This window comes from Neobacillus phoenicis (assembly GCF_047302305.1).
Classification (GTDB): domain Bacteria; phylum Bacillota; class Bacilli; order Bacillales; family Cytobacillaceae; genus Neobacillus.
The window spans coordinates 257,770-281,669 of sequence record NZ_CP154847.1 but is presented as its reverse complement, the minus strand read 5'-3'; the positions used below and the strand labels follow the sequence as shown (position 1 = coordinate 281,669).

At 40.3% G+C, this 23,900-nt stretch carries 23 protein-coding genes and 1 other annotated feature; of the genes, 17 read left to right on the top strand and 6 right to left on the bottom strand.

The window, feature by feature from the left end; translation table 11 throughout:
* The first annotated feature begins 585 nt into the window (after positions 1 to 585).
* From glmS to AA0X95_RS01330, 6 genes are all read left to right on the top strand, one after another.
* On the top strand, positions 586 to 2,388 hold the full coding sequence (glmS, locus tag AA0X95_RS01355) for a glutamine--fructose-6-phosphate transaminase (isomerizing) (RefSeq protein WP_413304576.1): 1,803 nt from the start codon (positions 586 to 588) through the stop codon (positions 2,386 to 2,388).
* Between the two features lie 203 nt (positions 2,389 to 2,591).
* Positions 2,592 to 3,305, top strand: a complete 714-nt coding sequence (locus tag AA0X95_RS01350) for a hypothetical protein (protein ID WP_413304573.1) — start codon at positions 2,592 to 2,594, stop codon at positions 3,303 to 3,305.
* A 2-nt stretch (positions 3,306 to 3,307) separates the two neighbouring features.
* Positions 3,308 to 4,051 carry a hypothetical protein gene (locus AA0X95_RS01345; protein WP_413304571.1) on the top strand — a complete coding sequence of 248 codons (744 nt, stop codon included), beginning with the start codon at positions 3,308 to 3,310 and terminating at the stop codon, positions 4,049 to 4,051.
* A gap of 132 nt (positions 4,052 to 4,183) precedes the next feature.
* Positions 4,184 to 5,101, top strand: coding sequence for a class I SAM-dependent methyltransferase (locus tag AA0X95_RS01340; RefSeq protein WP_413304568.1), 918 nt, complete (start codon positions 4,184 to 4,186; stop codon positions 5,099 to 5,101).
* Between the two features lie 108 nt (positions 5,102 to 5,209).
* Entirely contained in the window at positions 5,210 to 5,908 is a 699-nt protein-coding gene (locus tag AA0X95_RS01335) for an AIM24 family protein (RefSeq protein ID WP_413304565.1), read from the top strand.
* A 415-nt stretch (positions 5,909 to 6,323) separates the two neighbouring features.
* Positions 6,324 to 7,505, top strand: a complete 1,182-nt coding sequence (locus tag AA0X95_RS01330; RefSeq protein ID WP_413309800.1) for an IS256 family transposase — start codon at positions 6,324 to 6,326, stop codon at positions 7,503 to 7,505.
* Positions 7,506 to 8,042: 537 nt separating this feature from the next.
* Here the strand turns inward: AA0X95_RS01330 and AA0X95_RS01325 are convergent.
* A complete protein-coding gene (locus AA0X95_RS01325; RefSeq protein ID WP_413304562.1) occupies positions 8,043 to 8,966 on the bottom strand; it encodes a nuclease-related domain-containing protein in 924 nt (307 codons plus the stop codon).
* A gap of 174 nt (positions 8,967 to 9,140) precedes the next feature.
* On the opposite strand from AA0X95_RS01325, the gene AA0X95_RS01320 reads away from it, so the two are divergent.
* The 5 genes from AA0X95_RS01320 (at position 9,141) to AA0X95_RS01300 (ending at position 14,031) form a co-directional block, all read left to right on the top strand.
* Positions 9,141 to 10,118, top strand: coding sequence for an ATP-binding cassette domain-containing protein (locus AA0X95_RS01320; protein ID WP_413304559.1), 978 nt, complete (start codon positions 9,141 to 9,143; stop codon positions 10,116 to 10,118).
* Complete coding sequence (locus AA0X95_RS01315; RefSeq protein WP_413304556.1) at positions 10,115 to 10,918, top strand: ABC transporter permease; 804 nt, start codon at positions 10,115 to 10,117, stop codon at positions 10,916 to 10,918. The genes AA0X95_RS01320 and AA0X95_RS01315 overlap by 4 nt, the downstream gene beginning before the upstream one ends.
* Before the next feature lie 6 nt (positions 10,919 to 10,924).
* The gene (locus AA0X95_RS01310; RefSeq protein ID WP_413304553.1) at positions 10,925 to 11,707 is read left to right on the top strand and encodes an ABC transporter permease; all 783 of its coding nucleotides are present in this window, start codon (positions 10,925 to 10,927) and stop codon (positions 11,705 to 11,707) included.
* A 99-nt stretch (positions 11,708 to 11,806) separates the two neighbouring features.
* Entirely contained in the window at positions 11,807 to 13,303 is a 1,497-nt protein-coding gene (locus AA0X95_RS01305; RefSeq protein WP_413304550.1) for an HD domain-containing phosphohydrolase, read from the top strand.
* A 155-nt stretch (positions 13,304 to 13,458) separates the two neighbouring features.
* Positions 13,459 to 14,031, top strand: a complete 573-nt coding sequence (locus AA0X95_RS01300; RefSeq protein WP_413304547.1) for a TetR/AcrR family transcriptional regulator — start codon at positions 13,459 to 13,461, stop codon at positions 14,029 to 14,031.
* A 31-nt stretch (positions 14,032 to 14,062) separates the two neighbouring features.
* Here the strand turns inward: AA0X95_RS01300 and AA0X95_RS01295 are convergent, their stop codons facing one another.
* Positions 14,063 to 14,311, bottom strand: coding sequence for a hypothetical protein (locus AA0X95_RS01295; RefSeq protein ID WP_413304544.1), 249 nt, complete (start codon positions 14,309 to 14,311; stop codon positions 14,063 to 14,065).
* Positions 14,312 to 14,421: 110 nt separating this feature from the next.
* On the bottom strand, positions 14,422 to 14,679 hold the full coding sequence (locus tag AA0X95_RS01290) for a small, acid-soluble spore protein, alpha/beta type (protein ID WP_413304541.1): 258 nt from the start codon (positions 14,677 to 14,679) through the stop codon (positions 14,422 to 14,424).
* A 103-nt stretch (positions 14,680 to 14,782) separates the two neighbouring features.
* Positions 14,783 to 14,995: a binding site (T-box leader), on the top strand.
* Positions 14,996 to 15,201: 206 nt separating this feature from the next.
* Between AA0X95_RS01290 and argS the strand changes: the two genes are divergently transcribed.
* From argS to AA0X95_RS01260, 6 genes are all read left to right on the top strand, one after another.
* The gene (gene argS / locus AA0X95_RS01285) at positions 15,202 to 16,893 is read left to right on the top strand and encodes an arginine--tRNA ligase (RefSeq protein ID WP_413304538.1); all 1,692 of its coding nucleotides are present in this window, start codon (positions 15,202 to 15,204) and stop codon (positions 16,891 to 16,893) included.
* Between the two features lie 35 nt (positions 16,894 to 16,928).
* Entirely contained in the window at positions 16,929 to 17,396 is a 468-nt protein-coding gene (locus tag AA0X95_RS01280; protein WP_413304535.1) for a DinB family protein, read from the top strand.
* A 90-nt stretch (positions 17,397 to 17,486) separates the two neighbouring features.
* Positions 17,487 to 17,981 (top strand): methylated-DNA--[protein]-cysteine S-methyltransferase, encoded by a 495-nt coding sequence (locus AA0X95_RS01275; protein ID WP_413309798.1) that lies wholly within the window; start codon positions 17,487 to 17,489, stop codon positions 17,979 to 17,981.
* A 122-nt stretch (positions 17,982 to 18,103) separates the two neighbouring features.
* Complete coding sequence (locus AA0X95_RS01270; RefSeq protein ID WP_413304532.1) at positions 18,104 to 18,226, top strand: hypothetical protein; 123 nt, start codon at positions 18,104 to 18,106, stop codon at positions 18,224 to 18,226.
* Entirely contained in the window at positions 18,210 to 20,036 is a 1,827-nt protein-coding gene (locus AA0X95_RS01265; RefSeq protein WP_413304529.1) for an APC family permease, read from the top strand. The genes AA0X95_RS01270 and AA0X95_RS01265 overlap by 17 nt, the downstream gene beginning before the upstream one ends.
* 18 nt (positions 20,037 to 20,054) lie before the next feature.
* Entirely contained in the window at positions 20,055 to 20,375 is a 321-nt protein-coding gene (locus AA0X95_RS01260) for a hypothetical protein (RefSeq protein WP_413304527.1), read from the top strand.
* Between the two features lie 26 nt (positions 20,376 to 20,401).
* On the opposite strand, the gene AA0X95_RS01255 is transcribed toward AA0X95_RS01260, so the two are convergent.
* The 3 genes from AA0X95_RS01255 to mgtE all read right to left on the bottom strand — a co-directional run bounded on the left by AA0X95_RS01255 (position 20,402) and on the right by mgtE (position 23,751).
* On the bottom strand, positions 20,402 to 20,995 hold the full coding sequence (locus tag AA0X95_RS01255) for a DedA family protein (protein ID WP_413304524.1): 594 nt from the start codon (positions 20,993 to 20,995) through the stop codon (positions 20,402 to 20,404).
* Positions 20,996 to 21,073: 78 nt separating this feature from the next.
* Positions 21,074 to 22,252 (bottom strand): FtsW/RodA/SpoVE family cell cycle protein, encoded by a 1,179-nt coding sequence (locus AA0X95_RS01250; protein WP_413304521.1) that lies wholly within the window; start codon positions 22,250 to 22,252, stop codon positions 21,074 to 21,076.
* Between the two features lie 140 nt (positions 22,253 to 22,392).
* A complete protein-coding gene (gene mgtE, locus AA0X95_RS01245; RefSeq protein ID WP_413304518.1) occupies positions 22,393 to 23,751 on the bottom strand; it encodes a magnesium transporter in 1,359 nt (452 codons plus the stop codon).
* Positions 23,752 to 23,900 lie beyond the last annotated feature (149 nt).

Genomic DNA, 23,900 nt, shown 5'->3' with positions numbered 1-23,900 from the left:
TTCCATGTAATCTAGCTCCAGCGCCTAGCCCCTCGGGTCAAATAACCTTCATCAATAAAAGTCAAAAGGCGGACTTTTCTTGACGAAGAACATTTGCCTGTCGGGGCTGACCAAGGCGCTTCCGCTTTTTGAATTAGGGAACGGGAGGGTATCGCTTTGCATATCTTATTATGTATGACGGATATTTATGGAAAATATTTATAATTTTAGGTTATTAGTTGACGGACTCTGCCAATCATAGTAGTATTAACTTGCTTTGTTTTTAAAGCAGGTTGATCATTTTAATATAGAAAGGTGGATAGTTGTTAGGTAGGAACAATAAAAGCGCCTGAACTAATCTTCAGTGGGTAGATTAGTTGACGAGGAGGAGGTTTATCGAATGATCGGCGGATACCTCCCGGTTGCAACGCACAACCGAAAAAATTCTTCTTTAAAACATAGGGGCAACTCTGTGCACAAAGAGAAGAATATGCGCATACTAATTGTAATGTTTAAAACGGTATAGACAGATACCTAAAACAGAGATAAGGGGGCAAGTACGCCTCCAAATGAGCCTTGCCCCCTGTATCAGGGAGGAAACAGAAAATGTGTGGAATTGTTGGATATATTGGAAATGACGACTCGAAAGAAATTTTATTAAAAGGGTTAGAAAAACTTGAATATAGAGGATACGACTCAGCAGGTATTGCTGTTAAAAACGAAAACGGCATTCATGTGTTTAAGGAAAAGGGCCGCATTGCGGATTTACGTAATATTGTAGACCAGGACGTTATGGCTAATATCGGGATTGGTCATACTCGCTGGGCGACACACGGTGTTCCAAGCAAAGTGAACTCTCACCCGCACCAAAGTGCATCTGGCCGTTTTACTTTAGTTCATAATGGTGTAATTGAGAACTATGACCTGTTAAAGAACGACTACCTAACAGACGTAACATTTGTAAGTGAAACAGACACAGAAGTAATCGTTCAGATGATTGAACTGTTTGTTAACGAAGGCTTAGATGTTTTAGAAGCGTTCCGTAAAACACTAACATTGTTACATGGTTCTTATGCGCTGGCCCTTTTAGATGCTGAGGACAATGATACCATCTATGTTGCGAAAAACAAAAGTCCACTTCTTGTCGGTCTTGGAAATGGCTTTAATGTAGTAGCAAGTGACGCAATGGCTATGCTACAAGTAACTGACCAATACGTTGAATTAATGGACAAAGAAATTGTTATCGTTACAAAGGATGAAGTGACGATTCAAAATCTTAACGGTGAAATCATCAACCGTGCTCCATACAAAGCAGAACTTGATGCAAGTGATATTGAAAAGGGTACGTACCCACACTATATGCTTAAAGAAATTGATGAGCAGCCGCTAGTGATGCGTCGTATCATCCAAATGTATCAAGATGAGCAAGGTGAATTAGCGATTGATCGTGAAATCGTCAAAGCTGTTAATGCAGCGGACCGTATCTACATCATTGCTGCTGGTACTTCTTATCACGCAGGTCTAGTTGGAAAGCAATTCATTGAAAAAATGGCTAAAATTCCAGTTGAGGTTCATATCTCAAGTGAATTCGGCTATAACATGCCGTTGCTTTCTGAAAAGCCGTTATTTATTTTCATTTCACAAAGTGGAGAAACAGCAGACAGCCGTGCCGTTCTTGTCAATGTGAAAGAAATGGGTCACCCTGCCTTAACGATTACAAACGTTCCAGGTTCTACGCTTTCTCGTGAAGCAGACTATACGCTTTTATTACATGCAGGCCCTGAAATCGCTGTAGCTTCTACAAAGGCTTACACTGCTCAGTTAGCTGTTCTTGTCATTTTAGCGGAAGTGGCTGCAAAGAGCCGTAACCTAAGCATTGATTTTGATCTTGTAAAAGAGCTAGGTATCGTGGCGAACTCGATGGAAGTTCTTTGTGATTCAAAAGAGATTATCGAACAGATCGCAAGAGAATTTTTATCCGTTACACGCAACTGCTTCTTTATCGGTCGTGGAATTGACTTCTACGTTGGGTTAGAAGGTGCCCTAAAGCTGAAAGAGATTTCTTATATCCAAGCAGAAGGCTTTGCTGGCGGTGAATTAAAGCACGGTACCATCGCTTTAATTGAAGAAGGTACACCAGTAATTGCTCTTGCAACGCAAGAAAGTGTCAACCTAAGTATTCGTGGAAATGTAAAAGAAGTTGTTGCCCGCGGTGCGAACCCATGTATCATTTCAATGAAGGGTCTAAACCGTGACGAAGACAGCTTCGTGATTCCAGAAGTAAATGATTTATTAACACCACTTATCTCTGTCATTCCATTACAATTACTTTCATACTACGCGGCCCTACACCGCGATTGCGACGTAGACAAACCGCGTAACCTTGCTAAATCAGTAACGGTTGAGTAATTGTAAGTAGGAAAACTTAAGCCTCGTTCCAATTTTTATTGGAACGAGGCTTTTTATTTTTTGACTATGTTATAACGCAGAAAACCTTTCCGCCTATTAAAAAATAGTAAACAAATACCGGCATTTCATATAAATTACGGAATATATAATTATAAAGGGTATTTGTATATTTTTGGAGAATTATGTAAGTGGGAGGCGGATGGATGAATATTTCATATGATTTTTCGTTTAATCTAATAGAGTTCATTTTTGAACTTATATCGTGGGCCATAATCGGACTGATTGCTTATCGAATTTACAGTGGTATACCTGAAAAATCAAAGGTTTTGAAGATTCTTGTTTGTACTTATATTGGACTCTTTTCATTTTCTATCAATTGGAATGTAGCGGATACCCCGATAAAGCTTGCAATTTTACCATTAGGTGTTTGGGTTTTATATTGGATTTTAAAGAGAAAGGAAGGAAGATGGGAGAGGTACCGATCATATGCGTGGCTGGGCTTTTTTGCTAATTACATCTTTTTAGCAACTACGTTACTTTCTATACCAGTTCATCAGTTTTTTTACTCGGAAGATGAACTTTCGACCTATATCTCTCGTGTGGAGGATGCTTACGTAATCAATACAAATCCTTCGGCAAATGAGCAAACTTTAGATAAGGAAAGTTTACAAAAACAAATACATAATATGAAGCCGGCAGTTAACCATGGAATCGAGTGGTATAACGAAATTGAAGTGGATTCTACTAAAAAAAATGAAAAATTCCCTTATCAACTTATAGGTTTTTCACCTAAATGGGGAAGTAATCTTAATGCCGTTATTTACATTGAAGCCGATGGGAAAGGTTTGTTAGTATCTACACCGAAAAAGCAGCTCTATTACCGATCTAAAGAGTCGCTGTTAATGGGAGGGAACTAGCATTGAAAAAAAGGTTAATTATTTTCCCTTTATTAGCTGTTGTCATTGTTGTATCTAGTATATTGGTTTATTGGTATTATTTTTCAAAACCGACTGAGTTTCCCAAAAGTGACCAATTACTTGAGAAGATTCATCGTGTTTTCCCAGAGGCTTCACCAAAAATCATTCAGGATTCCGTTGCTCTAGATGAGCGGCATCGATTTGTCCCTTTTATTTCGGAGGATGAAAAATATGGAGTGAGTTATTGGCAATGGAAATATCATAAGTGGAAAGTAGTTTCCATTGAAACTACAGGGGATGTGCATGTTTGGAAAATAGACAATAATGACCCATCTACGTTTTACTTTTTATGGAACTTCCATCCTGATGACCAAGTGAATCAATTGAAATTTTATTTGATAAGGGATAGAGGCTATCATGGTGCTAATAGAGAACTATGGTATGAACCGAGGATTCAAATGGAAAAAATGGTTGAACAAAAAGAGTCTTATGGGGTGTTGAAAATGCCTAATGAATGGGCTGCGTCTATCAGTTCATTCTCACAAGCTGGTCCTACTGAAAAAACTAGACTTTTCTCTAACGGAATCATTTTTAATACTGGTATTTATTTCGGGTATATTCCTTACGATAAGTCGGGACATGTTGCGAGAACGATGAATTCTGTGAATGGGAGCGGCTTTCAAAATGGTAATTTTGATCAAGAGTTTGTCAGGCAGTTAAGTGAACCGGAAATTGAAAAAATATAAAAAAATCTTGACAAAATAATTTATTCGTGCTATAATTTTTAAATTATTGTAAATTAATATAATGTATCATATAATAGACTCCTGGCAGAATTCTGCTTGGAGTTTTTTGTTTTTTTAGAAGGGGGAGTTTCTTTGGAAAAGAACAAGGAAAGTTTAACTGCATTAGTCAGTTGCTTTGCTAGGGGGTATCATGCCTTGCAAAACAATCAACCCGTTTTTAATGATTTTGTTGCGAGTGCTCTGTTAAAGGATGAAGAAAAGCAGCTAATCAGCACGAATTGGGCGAATGCGCTTGCTTTTTTTGCTCCAGAAAAGAGTGAGACCTTGAAGACATTCGAAGAAAAATTGCAGTGGGTGATGAATAACCAAACGGTACCTCAATTAGTCAGCCGCGCTCGTTATGCAGAGGATGGACTGTTATCAGCTATTGAACGAGGCGTCAGACAGTATGTGATTTTAGGGGCAGGCTTTGATACATTTGCATTAAGGCAAGAGAATCTCCCAGACGATTTTATCATCTATGAAGTCGATCACCCCGCAACTCAAGCTTTTAAAATTAGCCGCCTCCAAGAAATGGGGATTGAAATTCCTAAGAACGTAAGGTTCGTCCCTGTTGATTTTAAAAAGGACTCTCTTCAGGAAGAGTTAAAGAAGGTCGGCTACAATGAACAAACCTTAACCTACTTCAGCTTACTAGGTGTGGTGATGTACCTAGAGAAAAACGATTTCTATCAACTTCTTTCTACTGTTTCTGATCTGTCGGTGAATGGTAGTTCTTTCATCTTTGATTACCTCGACGATACTGCATTTAATGACGAACTAGCCTCCAAGAAAATAATCCAAATGCGACAAATCACGGCTCATACAGGTGAACCGATGATAACTGGCTTTGACCCATTTACGCTAGATCTGGAACTCCAGGATTGTAATATGTTAGTCTATGAAAATCTATCGCCGGCAAATATTGAAGAATGGTACTTCGTGGATAGAGAGGATGATCTGCACGCCTTCAATCATTTTCATTTTGCGCATTTAGTGGTACGGAAATAAGGCTGGGGACACCGTTCAAATTACTTGGACGGTGTTTTTTGTGTATTTTTAAAAAGGAAAAGTATGGTAAAATTTTTAGGAGAAGGCGGATGTTAAGGAGGGGAAAAGTTGAGTAAATATTCGATAAATGAATTTATTACTAAAACAGAGCAGGTAGATAAGGGTGAAGGGTTCTTTGAATTAGAGACTCCTAGAATGCTAGAGGTGAATCTCGACGGTCAGGTATGGGCGAAGGCTGGTTCTATGGTTGCGTATCATGGGAAAATTAAGTTTGAGCGCGAAGGGATTTTGGAGCATGGTTTGGGGACGGCTTTCAAAAAGGCGATCACTGGTGAGGGTGCCTCGTTAATGAAGGCCGGCGGCCAAGGAAAATTGTATTTGGCGGATGAAGGCAAAAAGATTATTATTCTTCATTTGAATAATGAATCTATCTATGTGAACGGGAATGATTTGCTTGCATTTGAACCGAGCATTAAGTGGGAGATTAAGTTAATGAAAAAGGTTGCCGGGCTAATGGCTGGTGGTTTGTTCAATGTTCGTTGTGAAGGCACAGGGATGATTGCCATCACGACTCATTATGAACCGCTAACCTTAAAGGTTACGCCAGGACAGCCTGTTATTACGGATCCTAATGCAACGGTTGCATGGTCAGGTAATCTTCGCCCGGAGTTTCAAACGGATATTAGTTTGAAGACATTCTTTGGAAGAGGAAGCGGCGAGTCCATCCAAATGAGATTTGAGGGCGAAGGTTTTGTTGTAGTGCAGCCATACGAAGAGGTTCGGAGGGTTGAACAAAAGTTTGTTTAATCGTTGATGTGCCGCCGTTTAGATGAGCTAAGCGGCGGTTTTTCTTTGAGTTGGTAAGCTATTTGACTGTGTGGAATGCGAAAAGAAGAGGATGGTACCGCAGTGAGGAGTCCTATGGGCCCGAAGTCAAAGGAAAAAATGGGAAAATGGTTCATAGAGGGGTTCTATGCGACCGAAGTCAAAGGAAAAAACAGGAAAATGGTTCATAGAGGAGCCCTATGCACCCGAAGTCAAAGGAAAAAATGGCAAAAGGGTTCATAGAGGAGTCCTGTGCACCCGAAGTCAAAGGAAAAAATGGCAAAAGGGTTCATAGAGGGATTAAGTCCATATAATTGTGTAAAAAGAAAATAGGTCATCATCATGACCCGTGTTACAATGTTTTCGACCAAGAAAACCATAAACGGAGGACATGATGATGACCCAAATCAATATTACTATAAACTTAGAAGATCTCAAAGAAAAAGTTGAAAGCAGCTCATTAGAATCACCAGTTAAGGCTTCTTTATCACTCATTTTAAATTCTTTAATGGAAAAAGAAAGAGATGAATATATTAATGCTCTTTCTCATGAAAGAACCGAAGATCGGAGGGGCTATCGAAATGGTTACTATGAGCGTGAACTCATTACTGGTGTAGGTTCTCTCAAACTAAAAGTTCCTCGTACCAGAGACGGTGAATTTTCTACTTCTATCTTTGAAAAATTTAAACGCTGCGATCAAGCTCTAATTCTTTCTATGATTGAAATGGTTGTAAATGGTGTTTCTACACGTAAAATCACAAAAATTGTAGAGGAATTATGCGGGAAGAGTGTGTCCAAATCACTTGTTTCCAATCTAATGAAGACCGTAGACCCCATCATCAACGACTGGAGAAACCGTCCACTTAACGTTCATTATTATCCATATGTGTACGTGGATGCTATGTACATTAAAGTTCGTGAGAACGATAGAGTAGTTTCTAAAAGTGTTCATATTGCGGTTGGAGTTAGTGAAAGCGGTCATAGAGAGATCATTGGCCTCAAAGTCAATCACACCGAATCCACTGATAGCTGGACTTCCTTCTTCGAATACTTAAAGTCCAGAGGTCTTCAATCCCCTAAAATGGTGATTTCTGATGCTCATGGTGGCTTAGTTACCTCCATTAAAGAATCATTTTTAGGAACTTCATGGCAGAGGTGTAGTGTTCATTTTTTAAGAAATATCATGGATACTATGCCGAAAAAAGGTACTGCTGAGGCTCGTCAGGAATTAAAAGACCTCTTTCAAAACTCAGATTTAAGTGTGGTAAGAGACTTGAAAAATCGCTTTGTAGAGAAGTATCAAGATACCAAGGGATTCGCAAAAGTAATTGAAACATTAGAAAATGGCTTTGAAGATGCAATCCAATTTCATTCACAGCCGGTCCAGTATCATAAGCACTTACGCACAACGAATATGCTAGAGCGCTTAAACCAAGAAGTACGGAGAAGAGAAAAAGTCATACGTATTTTTACAAATGATTTTTCCGCTATCCGAATAATTGGATCCGTATTAATGGATATTGAAAAAGATTGGAACAAAAATAATGTTCCTTACCTCAAGAAAACAAATGAAAAATAACTCTCTACTCAAGTGGAGTGGAAAAGCCTAATTTCGAATTGACATCGAGCCTCCAGCGGGCATGATGTAACGCCAGGAAGCCAGGAGTTTAACAACACCTGGCTTGCCCTCCTAGGCTATCATGCCCGCCTCTCAATGTAAATTCGAAATAATATAGTTCACCTTACTAATTTTTTTATTGATCGGAATCATTGTTGACACTTTTACACAATTAAATGGACTTGACTCATAGAGGGGTTCTATGCGACCGAAGTCAAAGGAAAAAATGGCAAAAGGGTTCATAGAGGGATTCTATGCGACCGAAGTCAAAGGAAAAAACAGGAAAATGGTTCATAGAGGAGTCCTATGCACCCGAAGTCAAAGGAAAAAATGGCAAAAGGGTTCATAGAGGAGTCCTATGCGCCCGAAGCCAAAAAAAAATGACAAGCGGTCTCGTACGGTGTATTTACGAGACCGTGAACAAAGCAAAATTCACAAAACAAAACAGTCGCTTACAAAAGTTTTATTTGTTTAAAAATAAGGAATTTCAAACTTTAATCACTCATAGTAAACCCATCTCCTGTGCCCTTTAGAACAAAGATTATTTCTTAAAATCCTAACAATCCTCTTTCGTGAACCACCCTCACCCTTACCCTCACCACACCATTCGTAAACAAGATTAGTAGTAATCTTCCTCTCCGGAAAAAGCAGCCTTAACTCCGCCACAGCTCGGAGGACTGCGGCTTCTATAGTCTCTTCATGGCCGCAAACATTACACACCAAACGTCTATCTCTTTGGAAAGTAGAAAGGGAGTGGCAAATCGCACATAGTTTCCCATTTTTCAGTTGGTCAAATTGATAGGGAGGAAATTTGCAGAAGGGATACTCATTTTGGTTCGCAGCCATTAATTGGTCAGCAAGATCCTTATGTCTTTTTGATAGCTTCGAAGGAATAGTGTTTAATCGCTGGACAAGTTGATTTAACTGCGTTGGAAAAATAATGGGCTTGTCATGGGGAGCTTGATATAAGGTGAACTCAGGGTTAATGAAGACAATGTGACCATCAATAGGTAACTGATAGCCGAGTTTTTTCAACAATTGGCGAAGTAATGTTTCACACCGTTCTAATTGGTGTAATGGATTTTTGATATCGTTGCCACCCCGAAGCCTTCGAAACTTTTCAGCTTCGTACAAATAGTCGCCTTCGGAATTTTTCACATCGTACACGTAGATCTTTTGTGGAGCAATCAGTAGGGTGTCGATTTGGAAATAAGAGTTGTTAATTTCAAAGAGTAGACCGTTCAAAATGTAAACATCACATTGAAGCTCCTTTATCAGCTTATCGAACATCAACTCTCCTTCATATCCCTTTTCAAGGGTGCGATAGTAATATTTTTCATCAGATGTTAATTCACTTCGTGCATGTAAACTCCTCCAGACTAATAATTCCTTTGATTCGGTACGAGACTTTAAAACATCCATGGGCCACTTCCTTTCTTTATAAAAACACTCATGTCTATTTTATAAAAATTCACCTATAAACACTTGCTCCACAAATGAACATTTAGTTAACTTTCACTATTCGGAATATTATTGACAGAATTAACTACCAAATGTTATTATTTTCCTCTGTGACTCAAAAGGAGGGAGAAGTTATTGATTAAATTAGAAGGTATCTCGAAATCCTATAAAGTGGCCCAGCGCACTTCGGGAGTGAAGGAAGCGGCAAAAGCCCTATTCTATCGAAAACATACGACTGTTGAGGCACTGAAGGATATCTCTTTTTCTATTAATCCAGGAGAAATCGTCGGTTACATCGGTCCGAATGGGGCGGGAAAGTCTACCACCATTAAAATTATGAGTGGGATTCTGGTGCCTGACACCGGAAGCTGCAGCATTATGGGCTACACCCCTTGGAAGGATCGAGTGCAATATGTAAAAAACATCGGGGTGGTTTTTGGCCAGCGTTCTCAGCTCTGGTGGGATGTTCCCGTACTCGATTCTTTTGAACTCTTAAAAGATATTTACAAGATTCCACAGCAAGAATATTACACCACCATTGATCTGCTCATTGAAACACTTGAACTGCAAACCATCGTCCAATCACCAGTCCGCCAATTAAGTTTAGGGCAGCGGATGCGTTGTGAAATTGCAGCTTCCCTCATTCATAATCCCAAGATTTTATTTTTAGATGAACCGACCATCGGCCTTGATGCAGTCTCAAAAATAGCGGTCCGCCAGTTTATTAAAACGATTAACAAGGAAAAAGGTGTAACGGTTATCCTCACTACACACGATATGAACGATATTGAAGCATTGGCTGAACGAGTCATTCTGATCGGAAAAGGAAGCTTATTATACGATGGCAATCTAAATGAGCTAAGAAACCAGTATGGTACCCATAAGACCATCACGGCTGATTATGAAAAAAATTCAAAGCAAATTCAAATCCCGGGGACTTCTATCCTTTCTTGGTCACCTGAACGGGTTGTACTGAGCGTAGATACCGAGGCGAGCAAAACATCCGATGTGATTACCCAGCTGTCTAATCAGGTTGAACTCCAAGATGTGACCATCGAGGCACAGCCGATCGAGGATATAATTGTCCAGCTTTATAAGGAGTACCAAATATGAGGCCATATGTATCCTTTTTAAAATTGAGGCTTAACATGGGGATGCAGTATCGGACAGCTGCATTTGCGGGAGTAGCCACACAATTCTTCTGGGGTATGATCATTATTATGGTGTTCGAAGCCTTCTATGAACATGCGACCAAGACACCACCCATATCCTTACCTCAAATTATTACGTACATATGGTTGCAACAGGCCTTTCTAGTCTTTGTTACGATGTGGTTCCGCGATAATGAACTGTTTGAACTGATTACAAGTGGAAACATTGCGTATGAGCTTTGCCGTCCTTGGGAGCTCTATGGATTTTGGTATGCGAAGCTGCTAGCCCAACGGCTGTCGAGTGCAATGCTGCGCTGCTTCCCTATATTGATCATTGCTTTCATGCTGCCTGCCCCCTACCGCCTGACACTACCGCCAAATGTGATTACACTTATACTTTTTATGATCACCCTATTGCTAGGATTGCTTCTGTTAATTGCTATTTCTATGTTCTTATACATATCCGTATTCGTGACCATGTCACCGGTAGGATCTCTTTTAGTATTTAGTGTTCTCGGCGAGTTTTTTGCAGGCTTAATCATCCCAGTTCCGCTCATGCCGTCATGGCTTCAGGCTATTGCCAACATCCTTCCTTTCCGCTGGACGGCCGATTTTCCGTTCAGGGTTTACTCCGGGCACATCTCCGAACAGGCTGCCATCAACGGAATCCTGATCCAGCTTGTATATTTGGCTGTGCTAGTCGTGTTAGGAAGGTTTTCGCTTAATCGAATCTTAGGGAAAGTCGTCGTTCAGGGAGGTTGATGTAGGTTGCGGCTTTATTTTAAATATTTGCAGATACTCTTTAAATCTCAAATGCAGTATCGAATGTCATTCCTGCTGCTATCTATGGGGCAATTTTTTATTCCGTTTACCGTTTTTGCAGGTGTGTATTTATTGTTTGAGAGATTTGGTCAAATCAAAGGGTGGCAGTTTTTCGAGGTAGCTCTTTGCTTTGGGATTATTCATATGGCCTTTGCCTTAAGTGAATGTTTTGCAAGGGGCTTTGATTCCTTCTCAAGTCTCATCATTAAAGGAGACTTTGATCGGGTGCTGGTAAGGCCGAGAAGTACCTTTGTCCAAGTATTGGGCTCACAATTCGAGTTTACGAGATTTGGTAGGCTGCTTCAAAGTTTATTTGTGTTAATTTGGGCGTTAATGAATCTATCGATTGATTGGACGCCGATAAAAATTTTGATACTAATGTTTATGATCATCAGCGGGGTACTTATCTTTACGGGGATATATATGCTTGCAGCTACCATGTGTTTTTGGACTGTCCAGGGTCTAGAGGTGGCAAATATATTTACAGATGGTGGCAGGGAGATGGCCCAGTATCCTCTTAATATCTATCAAAAATGGGTGTCTAGTTTTTTTACCTATGTGATTCCTTTTGGTACAGTAAATTATTTGCCCTTACTGTATATTCTCGGAAAAAGTGAGGGGAATGACATTCTTTACTTACTCACACCTGTGGCTGGGAGCCTCTTCATTCTACCTTGTTTTTTCGTTTGGCAATTTGGAGTGAGACATTATCGATCGACAGGATCATAAGTTTTTTTCCTATTTAAGGTAGTTGTAGATACAAATGATAATGGTTTCGTTTATAATTATTGGTACAAAACTAGTTTCGCTGAAAGCAGGCAATATTGTATGAATGAATATAGACGATTTCGACAGCAATTGTTAAAAAATTATTTAATAGGGTCATCGCTGGCGGTAGGGGTCGTTGGCGGTGTCTTTATCTTTTTCACCTTAACTCTTACAAAAACGGAAAATTTGTATATGTTAGGGATCTTAGGGACTTCGTTTATCATTATGATGATCTTAGAATTCCTTCAATTTTCTAAGGATATGAAGCCTGTTTCTGTTGTATTTACGAAAGAAATACACGAATTTGCAGGATTACAAGGTGTGTTTGATTATTTGCATGAATTTCCGCTAGTAACATTCAAGCGAATAATGGGACCGCACTTATTAGGTCTATCCGCTCCTGCCATTGTTCTAACGGTTTTTGCCATAAAACTTCAGCTACTACATATTTCATACTATTATATTTTGCTAGCCATGGCTGGGGCTACGCTTGTGGCGGGAATGCACGGAATTATTGAGTTCTTCTTGGCTATTAAAGCCGTTCAGCCCTTATTAAAAAAAGTGGAGCAGATGGCTATCAAGCAATTTGGAGATAAGCATACGCTGAAAGGGAAAATGGTTCTTTCGATTAAGCGCAAGTTTCAATTCAGCTTCCTTTACATTTCCGTGTTTCCGATTCTTTTATTTGGGTTAGCTACACAAGTAAAACTGGGTATTGCAGAAAACTCAAGCCAAAGCTTCTGGAGTTGGGCAGCCGTTATTATTGTGCTGGGTCTTATCTTTGCCTACTATGGAGCCAAGCTGCTGTTTCTTGATGTCCATCAGCCAATTGACCAGCTTAGGGACTCTATGAAAGAGGTCCAGGAAGGCTCTTTGGTAAAAACGGATGCGTTGTACTCCGATGAGTTTGCAGGGCTTGTAAATGGATTCAATCATATGGTGGAGGCGATTCAGGCTCGCGATGAAAAAAACAAGGCGATGTTTGCGAGTTTTTTAGAGAGTATGACAGCTGCATTAGATGCGAGGGACCAATATACCTTTGGGCATTCTACCCGAGTTGCTGCTTATTCACTAGAAATTGGAGAGAAAGCAGGATTAAATGAGGAAGAACTAATGCTTTTGAAAACCTCGGCACTTCTACACGATATTGGAAAAATTGGAGTTGCGGACCGAATCCTCTTAAAGGATGGAAAATTAACAGATGAGGAATACGCAGCAATTAAAAGACATCCTGAAATAGGTAGAAATATTATTAAACAAGTACAGGGATTTTCTGACCTTCAACCTGTAGTAGAAGGGGTGCTGTACCATCATGAGCGATATGATGGTAAGGGCTACCCTAAGGGCTTAAGTGGTGAGAAGATTCCTCTGTTTGGGAGAATCATTGCGGTTGCGGATGCTTTTGATGCGATGACCTCCAATCGTCCTTACCGTAGTGGGATGCCAATCGACAAAGCGTTAACGATTATTCATGAAGGAAAAGGTACCCAATGGGATCCGGTATTCGCAGAAATCTTTGTTGATTTAAAACGAGGAATGGCCCGAAACCTAGCATAAAAAATCAAAAAAACATGACCAGTATATTATTTGGTCATGTTTTGTCATAATTCCAAACAAATTCCCAGAGGTTTGAAACCGCTATAAAGCTGTGCTATAGTAAATTTATCTATATGACCGTAGAACTAAAATAGTCAAAAAGGAGAGAGAGCTGAATGGCACCCGATAGAAGAAAAATGATAGTGGAGGCTGCAACCAAGTCTTTTTCATTATTTGGCTACAAAGCAACAACCATGGACCAGGTGGCGAAGCTCGCTAATGTGGGGAAAGGAACCATCTATACCTTTTTTAAAAATAAAGAAGAATTATTCGAAGAAATCATTTCCACGCTGGTAAAAGAAATGATAGCAGAAGCAGAGGCAGTGATTCAACCGGATCTGCCGTTTACGGAAAAAGTTCATCGAGCCCTCTATCGCTTATTAGAATTCCGTTCACAGCACCAGCTGATGATTAAGCTCGTCCAAGAGGAAGCGGAAATGGGAACTATTGCGGTTTCGGAAATGTTACAGCATGTAGAAAAAGAGATTATCACTTATTTAAAGGGGAAAATTGAGGTTGCCATTGATAAGGGATCTATACCTGCCACAAATATCGAGTTAACGAGCTTCCTTCTTTTAAAAATGTACATCGCTCTTGTTTCTGATTGGGAGCGACATCACGAACCACTAAGTTCTGAACAAATAGCGGAAGTGATTAAGGTATTCTTTTTAAAAGGCCTCTCCATATAAAAAAGACTTGTGCAGCCACAAGTCTTTTTTATTATTGTATCTTATTAGGAGCCACCTTGCTGTTGGCAGTGTATTCTTCCATTAAACTTAAAAAGGTTCCAAACAGGTAATTGACTACAGACCCTAACAGGATACCAAATCCAAGAGCAGTTAAAAAATAAGCATTACTGGAACCGTTTACAAATTGTCCGGACAAAATAAGAATAATGCCTAACAAACTCCCGAAAATAGCAGTCCGTTTAAAAGTAAAAATGCTTTTTAAATGTATTTCACGCATCATTATCAACTCCTTGTTAAGAATATTCTATCAATTGTCACAAAATTGTCAAACTTTTTTTCAAAAATAAGGAGGTCAGACCGAAAAATGGGGTCTGACCCCCTTAGACACATTTACTTTTTCTTCGTTAGGTTTTCCTGTGCCATTTTGACCAGTTCGCGGACCATGCTGCCTCCAAGCCTTCCGCCCACTTTTCCTGCCTGTTCAGAGGTAAGCTTCCCGTTATAACCTCTTTGTAAAGGCACCCCGACCTCTTCTGCAGCTTCAAACTTCGCTTCATCCGGGCTTTGTGATTGAACCACCTTTGCCTTAAGGGCATCTAAGCCGCTCCGTGCCTCAGGAACGAGTATTTTATTTCTTCTTCTAGCCAAGTAAATCCCTCCTTTAGGTATAGAATTTCCTTATTAAAAAAAATAATCAGTATTCAGTGGAAAAATCCTTTTCCTTCCAGTATAATAACTGGTAATAAAGTCGGAAAAGTCAATGAAAAAGAGAGTAGTTACCTAGGATGTTGCAGCGAGTCAGGGATGGTGGAAGCCTGATACGGAATAGATAATGAAGCGCACTTTTGAGATGTGGACCCGAATGGAGTAGGGCTTGCCGGAGAATTCTCCGTTACCAAGGGAAAGCTGGTTCAATACGAACAATTAGAGTGGTACCGCGGGAAATTCAACTCTCGTCTCTTTTATAGAGACGGGGGTTTTTTGTTATTTAAAGATAGGCATGAAATTGTAGCGGAAGGTACGAAGACTCCTGCGGGAGTACGGGGCAGGGGAGACCCCGCAGGAGCAAAGCGACGAGGAGGCTCCCCGGCACGCCCGCGGAAAGCGAAGTACCTGGAGCGGAACATCCAAGTTTACTACAGTTTAAAGATAAATTAGGAGGTCTTCAGAATGAATTTTAAAAAAGAGCTTGCATCGATTCTTTACGAACTGCTTGATCAAGAAATTTCATTAAACGAACTGGAACTCATGATTGAAAAACCTAAAAACACACAACACGGCGATCTTGCCTTTCCATGCTTTACACTAGCTAAGCTAAAACGTAAATCACCAAACCTCATTGCACAGGAATTAAGTGAGAAAATCCAGTCAGCCACATTTGAAAAAGTAGAAGTGGTAGGAGCCTATCTCAATATCTTTTTAAATAAAAAGCTTGTTTCGAAAAAAGTAATCAGTGAAGTCCTCACACAACGTGAACAATTCGGATCACAGGATTTTGGCGACGGCAATGTCACCATTGATATGTCCTCACCGAATATCGCTAAGCCTTTTTCAATGGGGCATTTACGCTCCACTGTCATCGGCAATGCGCTCGCTCACATTGTTGAAAAATGTGGATACCAACCAATTAAGATTAACCACCTTGGTGACTGGGGCACACAGTTTGGGAAGTTAATTACTGCCTATAAGCTTTGGGGAGAGTCTGAGAAGGTCAAACAAAATCCGATTAAAGAACTGTTACAGCTGTATATTAAGTTCCATGAAGAAGCAGAGAACAATTCAGCACTGGAAGACCAGGGACGAAGCTGGTTTAAGCGGCTTGAAGACGGAGACGAAGAGGCGTTAAAGCTTTGGCAATGGTTCCGTGACGAGTCACTGAAGGAATTCTCAAGAATTTATGAGCTAATGAACGTTCAGTTCGATTCATTCGCAGGAGAAGCTTTTTATAATGATAAAATGGATCGAATTGTAAAGCTCCTAGAGGAGAAGCAGTTATTAGTAGAATCTGACCAAGCGCAGGTGGTGGAACTAACGGAGGAGCAACTGCCGCCGTGCTTAATTAAAAAATCCGACGGGGCAACACTTTATGCCACACGGGACTTAGCAGCCGCCCTCTATCGTAAAGAAAACTACGACTTTGTCCAATCCCTTTATGTCGTAGGACATGAACAAAGTCTTCATTTCAAACAATTAATTGCTGTGTTAGGGAAAATGGGTTATGAATGGGCAGGAAAAATGGTCCATGTTCCATTCGGGATGATGCTAAAAGACGGCAAGAAGATGTCCACTCGTAAAGGGAAGGTTGTTTTATTAGAAGAAGTCCTAAATGAATCGATTGCGATGGCAAGACAGAATATTGAGGAGAAAAATCCAAACCTTGAGAACAAAGATGAAGTAGCAAAACAAGTGGGTGTTGGAGCAGTTATTTTTCATGACCTAAAGAACAACAGAATGAATGATATTGAGTTTTCATTGGAGGAAATGCTTCGTTTTGAAGGGGAAACAGGACCTTATCTCCAATATACCTATGCTCGGGCGTGTTCCATTCTAAGAAAAGGAAACGGGTATTCTAAAATGGATTTCCTAGCATATGATTATTCCTGGGAGAAGGAATGGAAGGTGACAAGCCTGCTAATGGAATTTGCACCAGCGATTAAAAGAGCCTGTGAGAATTTTGACCCATCACAAGTAGCGAAATACAGTGTTGACCTTGCCCAGGCTTTCAATAAGTACTATGCTGAGGTGAAAATCTTAGAAGAAAATCAAGCGAAGCAGTCTCGATTGGCGCTTGTCTTGGCAGTCACCGTTGTTCTAAAGGAAGGCCTGCGTTTATTAGGAATAGAAGCACCTGAGGAAATGTAATAAAATAGAGATATGGACAAAGGGAGGGCAATGAAATGAGTGAAGTGTTATTTAAAGGCTATGAGGTAGCAAGAAGGTATTTTGTGAAAACAGTGGAATCACTAGATGAAAGTATGGTAGATGTTCAACCAGAAGGTTTCAACAATACCCTTCATTGGCATGTCGGTCATGTTCTAACAGTGGCAGAGCAATTTATGTTTGGCTTCCCGAAGAAATCAACCCATTTACCAGCGAACTACGTAGAGCTATTTGGAAATGGAACGAAACCAGCTGATTGGCAGGGGGAAGTTCCATCCGTACAGGTGTTGGTAGAGCAGTTAAATGAACAACTGGGTAGAATCAAAGAAATTTCAGTAGAAAGTTTTGATGCCAAGCTAAAAACGCCATTCCTAGGTCAAGAGACCTTTGGCGAGTTAACCAGCTTTGCTATTTTTCATGAATCCCTACATCTGGGGCAAATACAAGCAATGAAGCGAATGATTAAAGCAGTTCAAGTAAAATAAGAAGGTCAGCTAAAAGAGGAAGAGTCGTATACCGATTCTTCTTTCTTTTTGTATAATGGGAGTAAAGAAAACAAGAGAGGCAGTGAAATGATGACTCTAGGTTATGCCGAGTATCAGTCTCCATTTGGAAAAATAAGAGTGATTGCAGATACGGATGGGATTAAGCGCGTGGAACTATTTGAGGAGGATTGGGAAAAGTTTTTGAACGATCATCCTGACATGCTTGAAGACCAAGCACTATGTAGCGAAGCGATTCGTCAGTTGGATGAATATTTTAACGGTAAGCGGAGGGAATTTGATTTGCCTCTTTCCATTGAGGGAACAGATTTTCGAAAGCAGGTTTGGCAGGCACTTCAGTCTATTCCTTATGGTGAAGTAAAGAGCTATGCAGAAGTAGCGGAAATGATTGGTAATCCGAAAGCAGTTAGAGCGGTGGGACAAGCCAATCGAGCAAACCAGTTGCCTATCTTTATTCCGTGTCATCGGGTAATTGGAAAAAGCGGAAGTCTAGTAGGGTATGCTGGGACGAATACGCCTATTAAAAAAATGTTGCTAGAAATTGAAGGCTGTCTCATTCCCCGATAAAATTTACGAAATAGTATGCTAAGCATGAAGGTTCATTTCTTCATGCTTTTCTTATGCAGAGAATGGCCAAAACGTGTTAATGGCACTAAAAGCGGGTACTCTAAGCTAGAAAGAGATGAAAAATGATGGAAATAGTTTCGTTGTCAAAAAAGAAAACACTTCATCTTCGCAGTTATCTTGTGATAAAATCAATCGGTAATTCTACTTTGAATGTGGTGGGTGAATCACTTGCTCTCTTCTTTTAAGAGGCTGTTAATTGGCCGGCCGTTAAAATCAACGGCACTAGGTGAACAAAAATTAAATGTACTTAAGGCGTTAGCCATTTTGTCTTCAGATGCTCTTTCATCTGTAGCATATGGGACTGAACAGATATTAATTGTACTGGCAACCATCAGCGTGATTGCTTATTGGTACTCAATTCCCATTGCGGTAGGCGTCTTGTTTCTTCTAGCTGCACTCATCTTATCGTATCGACAAATCATCTATTCTTATCCACAAGGTGGCGGTGCCTATCTTGTATCAAAAGAAAATATTGGTGAGAAAGCGGGATTAATTGCTGGAGGCTCCCTGCTAGTTGACTACATATTAACCGTAGCAGTTAGTGTATCCGCAGGAACGGATGCGATTACGTCAGCATTTCCTGCCCTGCATACCCATACAGTCCTGATCGCGTGCATTTTGGTTGTTTTCATTACCATTCTTAACCTGAGAGGGCTAACGGAGTCAGCATCGATTTTAGCCTATCCAGTTTATTTGTTTGTGGTTGCTCTCTTTGTTTTAATTGGAGTGGGACTTTATAAAATAATGACTGGAGATGTGTCTCCAACTGCACAGCATGCGGCAATTGGAGCTCCGGTTCAAGGGATAACCTTATTCTTGCTGCTCCGAGCATTTGCTTCTGGATGCTCTGCCTTGACGGGTGTGGAAGCTATTTCTAATGCCATTCCAAACTTTAAGGATCCTGCTCCAAAGAATGCGGCCAAGACACTGGTTCTTATGGGGACCCTTTTAGCAATCCTGTTTTCTGGAATCACTTTTTTGGCGTATTATTACGGTATCTCGCCGAAGCATGATGAAACAGTCGTTTCCCAAATTGCCAAAGAAACGTTTGGTCGAAACTACCTTTACTTTTTCGTCCAGGGAACTACTGCCCTGATCTTGGTGCTTGCGGCCAATACCGGTTACTCTGCTTTTCCGTTACTTGCTTTTAGCATGGCCAAGGATAAGTATATGCCAAGGATGTTTACCATTAGGGGGGACCGTCTCGGTTACTCAAATGGAATTGTTTCCTTAGGAATTGCTTCGATCCTACTCATTATTGCCTTCCAGGGTAAGACAGAGAGCCTTATTCCACTCTATGCGGTTGGCGTATTCATTCCCTTCACCTTGTCGCAAACGGGAATGATCTTAAAGTGGTTCAGGGAAAAACCACCTGGCTGGGTGGCAAAGTTGACTTCTAATTTAGTCGGAGCTCTAATCACGTTAACGGTTTTAATCATTTTCTTCGTAACGAAATTCAGTCAAGTCTGGTTTGTAATCATCTTTTTGCCGTTTATTGTCATAGGTTTCCTAAGAGTGAAAACGCATTATGAAGCGGTAGGGGAACAATTAAGAATTCAACCGGGAGATTGTGATTATAACATTTCAGGTAACGTTATCATCGTTCCTGTAGCAGGGATTACGAAGGTTGTTGCCAATTCAATTAACTACGCCAAGTCTATTACTGATCAAATTTTTGCTGTGTATGTCTCGTTTGACCGTGAGGATGAAAAGCGATTTGAGGAAAAGTGGCAGCAATGGCAGCCGGATGTACGGCTGGTGACACTGCAATCACATTACCGCAGCGTGTTACAGCCATTATCAAAGTTTATTGATACGGTGGAACACAAGGCGAGTGAAAACAATTACCGAGTGACGGTGCTGATTCCGCAATTTATTACTAAGAAAAGCTGGCATAACATATTGCATAATCAATCAAGTTTATTAATCCGTACCTACCTCATTTTTAAAAAGAGAGTGATTGTGGCCACCTTGCCATTTCATTTTAAAAAGTAATAGAAGGTGGAGAGGGACTTGGAATTTTTGGTTGAGAATAAGTGGGTCATTTTAGTTAGTCTTGAAGTGTTGGCCTGGTCTTCAACCTTTTTCTTGCTTTACGCAAGATATGGGTTGAAATCAAGCTTTTGGTTTAAGGTTGCTACGGTTCTCTTTGCGTTAACCGGCGTGATTCCACAGGTATTAATGGGGATTGTGAACTTCATTGCGACTAAAAAAATAGATTTGTTTACCTTAATCATTGTGCTACTGATTTTATATGGATTCACGATAGGGAAAAAGCATGTGAAAAAGCTCGATGCCTGGGCACATGCGAAGTTTTCTAAGCAACCGTCGTAAAGACCATAAGAAAGAAACCACCGATTCTAATCGGTGGTTTTCTTTGTTTTTTTGATTAAAAAGTAAATGGCGCCTATAACGACTGCTGCAATGATGATGGGCATAACGTAGGGTTGTGCGTATTCTTTAATATGTGACCAGTTGCTTCCAAGCACCTTTCCTAAGTAAAGGAAAAGGATCGACCAAGGTAACACTGCTGCCACAGTGTAAAGCGTAAATTTCGTTGCAGACATTTTAGCAATACCGGCAGGAATCGAAATGGCATGTCTCACAACTGGAATGAAACGTGCTGAGAAAATGACACCTGCTCCATACTTCTCAAACCATTGTTCAGCAATATCAATATGACTCTTCTTAATTAAGACAAACTTCCCGTATTTTTCTAAAAATGGCCGGCCCCCATAATAACCTGCCCAATATAAAAACAACTGAGCGATTGTTCCCCCGATGGTACCAGCAATCACGGCACCAAAAAAATTGAGATGTCCTTGTGCAATCATATAACCGCCATAGCCTAACACGATTTCACTAGGAATAATCTCAATCATTAATCCTAAGGCAATCCCAAAGTAGCCTAACTGTGATAAAAACTCCAAAACACCATTAATAAAATCAGCCATAATTCACCTTCGCTTATGTAAAAAGTTTTTGTCTACTCTTATTTTATCTTAGATTGTCTCATTAAGAAATAAATTAGGTTAACTGCTTAATGATTTACTTGAAGAAAATAAGTAGGATTTATGATGATAACGGATGCTGTATACAAGGCCCATTGCAAACATATTTCCCATGAGGGAGCTGCCTCCGTAACTGATAAATGGCAGCGGAATGCCTGTAATCGGCAGGACTTGAATCGTCATTCCGATATTTTGAAACACATGAAAGGTTAGCACACTAATAATTCCTGTACATATATACGTGTTAAAAGGGTCATTGGTTTCAAGTGAGGTTTTAATTAAATGATAAATTAATAGAAAGTAAAGGCCAATGACGATACTTCCACCGACAAAGCCATATTCCTCACCGATCACACTAAAAATAAAATCGGTATGTGCTTCAGGAATATATACCTCTCGATGGGTAAAACCTTTACCAGTAATTAAACCTGAGCCGATCGCACTTAATGATTTTAATAGATGGTAGCTTGATCCTGATGAATGATTGGTTGGGTCAAGCCAGGTGTAAATTCGATTGAATTGATAGGTCTTTACATGGAGATATTTTTCAAGAAGTTCAGGTTTTTGTAAAACAAGATAGAAGATAAGGACACCGGTTGAAATTCCGGCACTATAAATAGGAATAATGATTTTCCATGTGATACCAGAAACAAGGATAAACCCTGTTAATATGGAAAGGATCACAAGCCCAGTACCGAGGTCTGGCTGCATCATAATTAAACCGAGTGGAGCGGCAGTGGTTACACCTAATTTTAGCAACAAGAGAAAGTCAGTTTTCAATGATTTATCTATGTATTTATCCTGGTGGCTGGTTGTTAACCGACTTAAGGCCAAAATCAAGAAGACCTTAACAAATTCGGACGGTTGAATAGAACCTATACCCTTAATAATGAACCAACTCTTTGCGCCGTTTCTGACGGGTGCAATGGACTCTGGGGCAACGTATACCGCAAGGAGTAACAATAAACCCAAGCCATATAAATACCAGGAAAGCCGCTTGTACTGATCGGCATCAATAAAGATGGAGACAGATATAATTGCGGCTCCGACCACATACCAAAATACTTGCATAACTAAGAAGTCTTTTTCACCATACTGCTCTGAAGTTTGTGCGCTATAGATGGCCGCACAGCTGACAAGGAAGAAGAGAAAAAGGAATAACGTTAATGTCCAGTCAAATCGATCGGCTTTTTTCATCATTGCAACACCCAATTTTTTTAATAATTATTAACTTTATGCAAGAAAACAAGGGATTATCCCACAATGCTAATTAGGAAAACTATAACAACTCTTATAATAAATGACGTTTGTTTTAGCAAAATGTTTCCCTTTTTCAAAAACTACATAAGGTGCTTTAAAAACATGGTGGCTATACCGAAGTAGGTAAGCAGGGAAAAAATGTCGTTTAAGGTGGTAATCAACGGGCCAGATGCCACCGCAGGGTCAATCTTGAGACGATAAAGAATAAGGGGAATAACTGTCCCTGCAAGTGTTCCGATGATGAGGGTGAAGAAAAGGGAGCAACCGACAACCGCTCCAAGAATCAGATTTCCTTGCCAAACATAAGCGATAATCGAGATAAGGATGGCACAGGTAACTCCGATCGTAATGCCTACCCCGAGCTCTCTAATAATAAGGCGGGTAATCACACCCCGGTCGATATCGTGTGAAATAAGTCCCCTAACGACCACCGCAAGGGACTGAGTGCCTGTATTCCCTGTCATCCCCGCAATCATGGGCATGAAAAAGGCCAGGGCCACAACCTGCTCCAAGGTATTCTCAAAACTGCTGATAATCCTGCCTGAAATAAGTCCAATAAACAATAGCAAAATCAACCATGGTAACCGCCGCGCGGCCGCCACTAACATTTTCGTTTCAAAATCGATGGATTTCCCTGTGGCTGATAATTTTTCAATATCTTCATTCGCTTCTTTGATGACAATGTCGATAATGTCATCGACAGTGACAATCCCGACAAGCACATTCCTCTCGTCGACAACGGGGATGGCTAAGAAGTCATATCGTTCTGCCATTCGAGCAACCACTTCTTGGTCAGTCGTTACTGTGACAGAAATGACTCGTTCATACATGATTGTTCGTATTTTTTCTTCAGGTTCAGCTAACAGGAGATCTCGATAGGAAACAACACCAACGAGTTTTCGCGTCTCGTCTATGACATAAATATAGTTAATTGATTCGGCGAACTCCGCAAAGACCTTAAATTTTTCAACGGCTTCTTTAACAGTAAAATAGTCCCGAATCCATACAAAGCGGTTGGTCATGATTCGCCCTGCAGTTTCCGGCGGGTAATTCATAATGCCTTTAACGGCATTCGATTCTTCTGCCTTCATCCCTGATAAAAATTCATCCTTTTTTTCAGGAGATAATTCGTCTAACAAAAGGGCCAAATCGTCATTATCCATTAAGTCGAGAACTTTACTGGATTTTTCGATTCCGAGCTTGTTTAATAAATCCAGCTGTTCCGTTTTCGGTAACTCCTCCATTAAGTCTGCCAAAAGGTCAAATTTTAAAAAGAGGAGAAATCGAGCTTTATGCTTCTCGGGTAGTTCCTCATAGATCTTTGCCACATCATAAGGCTGAAGTTCTTCTATGATGGATTCAAACTCAGCTTTTTTGTTTTCCTTTAACGTTTTTATGATATAAAGATTAATTTCATCTTGAGTCATATCTTTAATCACGCAGGCCACACTCCTTTCCTCAGGTGCGGTGTTGATGATTTTTAAAAATAGCCTATGTTAAAGCTGGTTGAATTGATTTTTTTGAGCTCTGTTGATTGGAGCGGAAGACGCGAAGACTCCTGCGGGAAAAGCGTGTCAGGGGAGACCCC

What these genes read in the sequence shown, in the direction of transcription:
- glmS (WP_413304576.1), top strand. Translation starts at nt 586, where the DNA reads ATGTGTGGAATTGTTGGATATATTGGAAATGACGACTCGAAAGAAATT.
- AA0X95_RS01350 (WP_413304573.1), top strand. Translation starts at nt 2,592, where the DNA reads ATGAATATTTCATATGATTTTTCGTTTAATCTAATAGAGTTCATTTTT.
- AA0X95_RS01330 (WP_413309800.1), top strand. Translation starts at nt 6,324, where the DNA reads ATGACCCAAATCAATATTACTATAAACTTAGAAGATCTCAAAGAAAAA.
- AA0X95_RS01325 (WP_413304562.1), bottom strand. Translation starts at nt 8,966, where the DNA reads ATGGATGTTTTAAAGTCTCGTACCGAATCAAAGGAATTATTAGTCTGG.
- AA0X95_RS01315 (WP_413304556.1), top strand. Translation starts at nt 10,115, where the DNA reads ATGAGGCCATATGTATCCTTTTTAAAATTGAGGCTTAACATGGGGATG.
- AA0X95_RS01305 (WP_413304550.1), top strand. Translation starts at nt 11,807, where the DNA reads ATGAATGAATATAGACGATTTCGACAGCAATTGTTAAAAAATTATTTA.
- AA0X95_RS01300 (WP_413304547.1), top strand. Translation starts at nt 13,459, where the DNA reads ATGGCACCCGATAGAAGAAAAATGATAGTGGAGGCTGCAACCAAGTCT.
- AA0X95_RS01295 (WP_413304544.1), bottom strand. Translation starts at nt 14,311, where the DNA reads ATGATGCGTGAAATACATTTAAAAAGCATTTTTACTTTTAAACGGACT.
- argS (WP_413304538.1), top strand. Translation starts at nt 15,202, where the DNA reads ATGAATTTTAAAAAAGAGCTTGCATCGATTCTTTACGAACTGCTTGAT.
- AA0X95_RS01280 (WP_413304535.1), top strand. Translation starts at nt 16,929, where the DNA reads ATGAGTGAAGTGTTATTTAAAGGCTATGAGGTAGCAAGAAGGTATTTT.
- AA0X95_RS01275 (WP_413309798.1), top strand. Translation starts at nt 17,487, where the DNA reads ATGACTCTAGGTTATGCCGAGTATCAGTCTCCATTTGGAAAAATAAGA.
- AA0X95_RS01270 (WP_413304532.1), top strand. Translation starts at nt 18,104, where the DNA reads ATGATGGAAATAGTTTCGTTGTCAAAAAAGAAAACACTTCATCTTCGC.
- AA0X95_RS01255 (WP_413304524.1), bottom strand. Translation starts at nt 20,995, where the DNA reads ATGGCTGATTTTATTAATGGTGTTTTGGAGTTTTTATCACAGTTAGGC.
- AA0X95_RS01250 (WP_413304521.1), bottom strand. Translation starts at nt 22,252, where the DNA reads ATGATGAAAAAAGCCGATCGATTTGACTGGACATTAACGTTATTCCTT.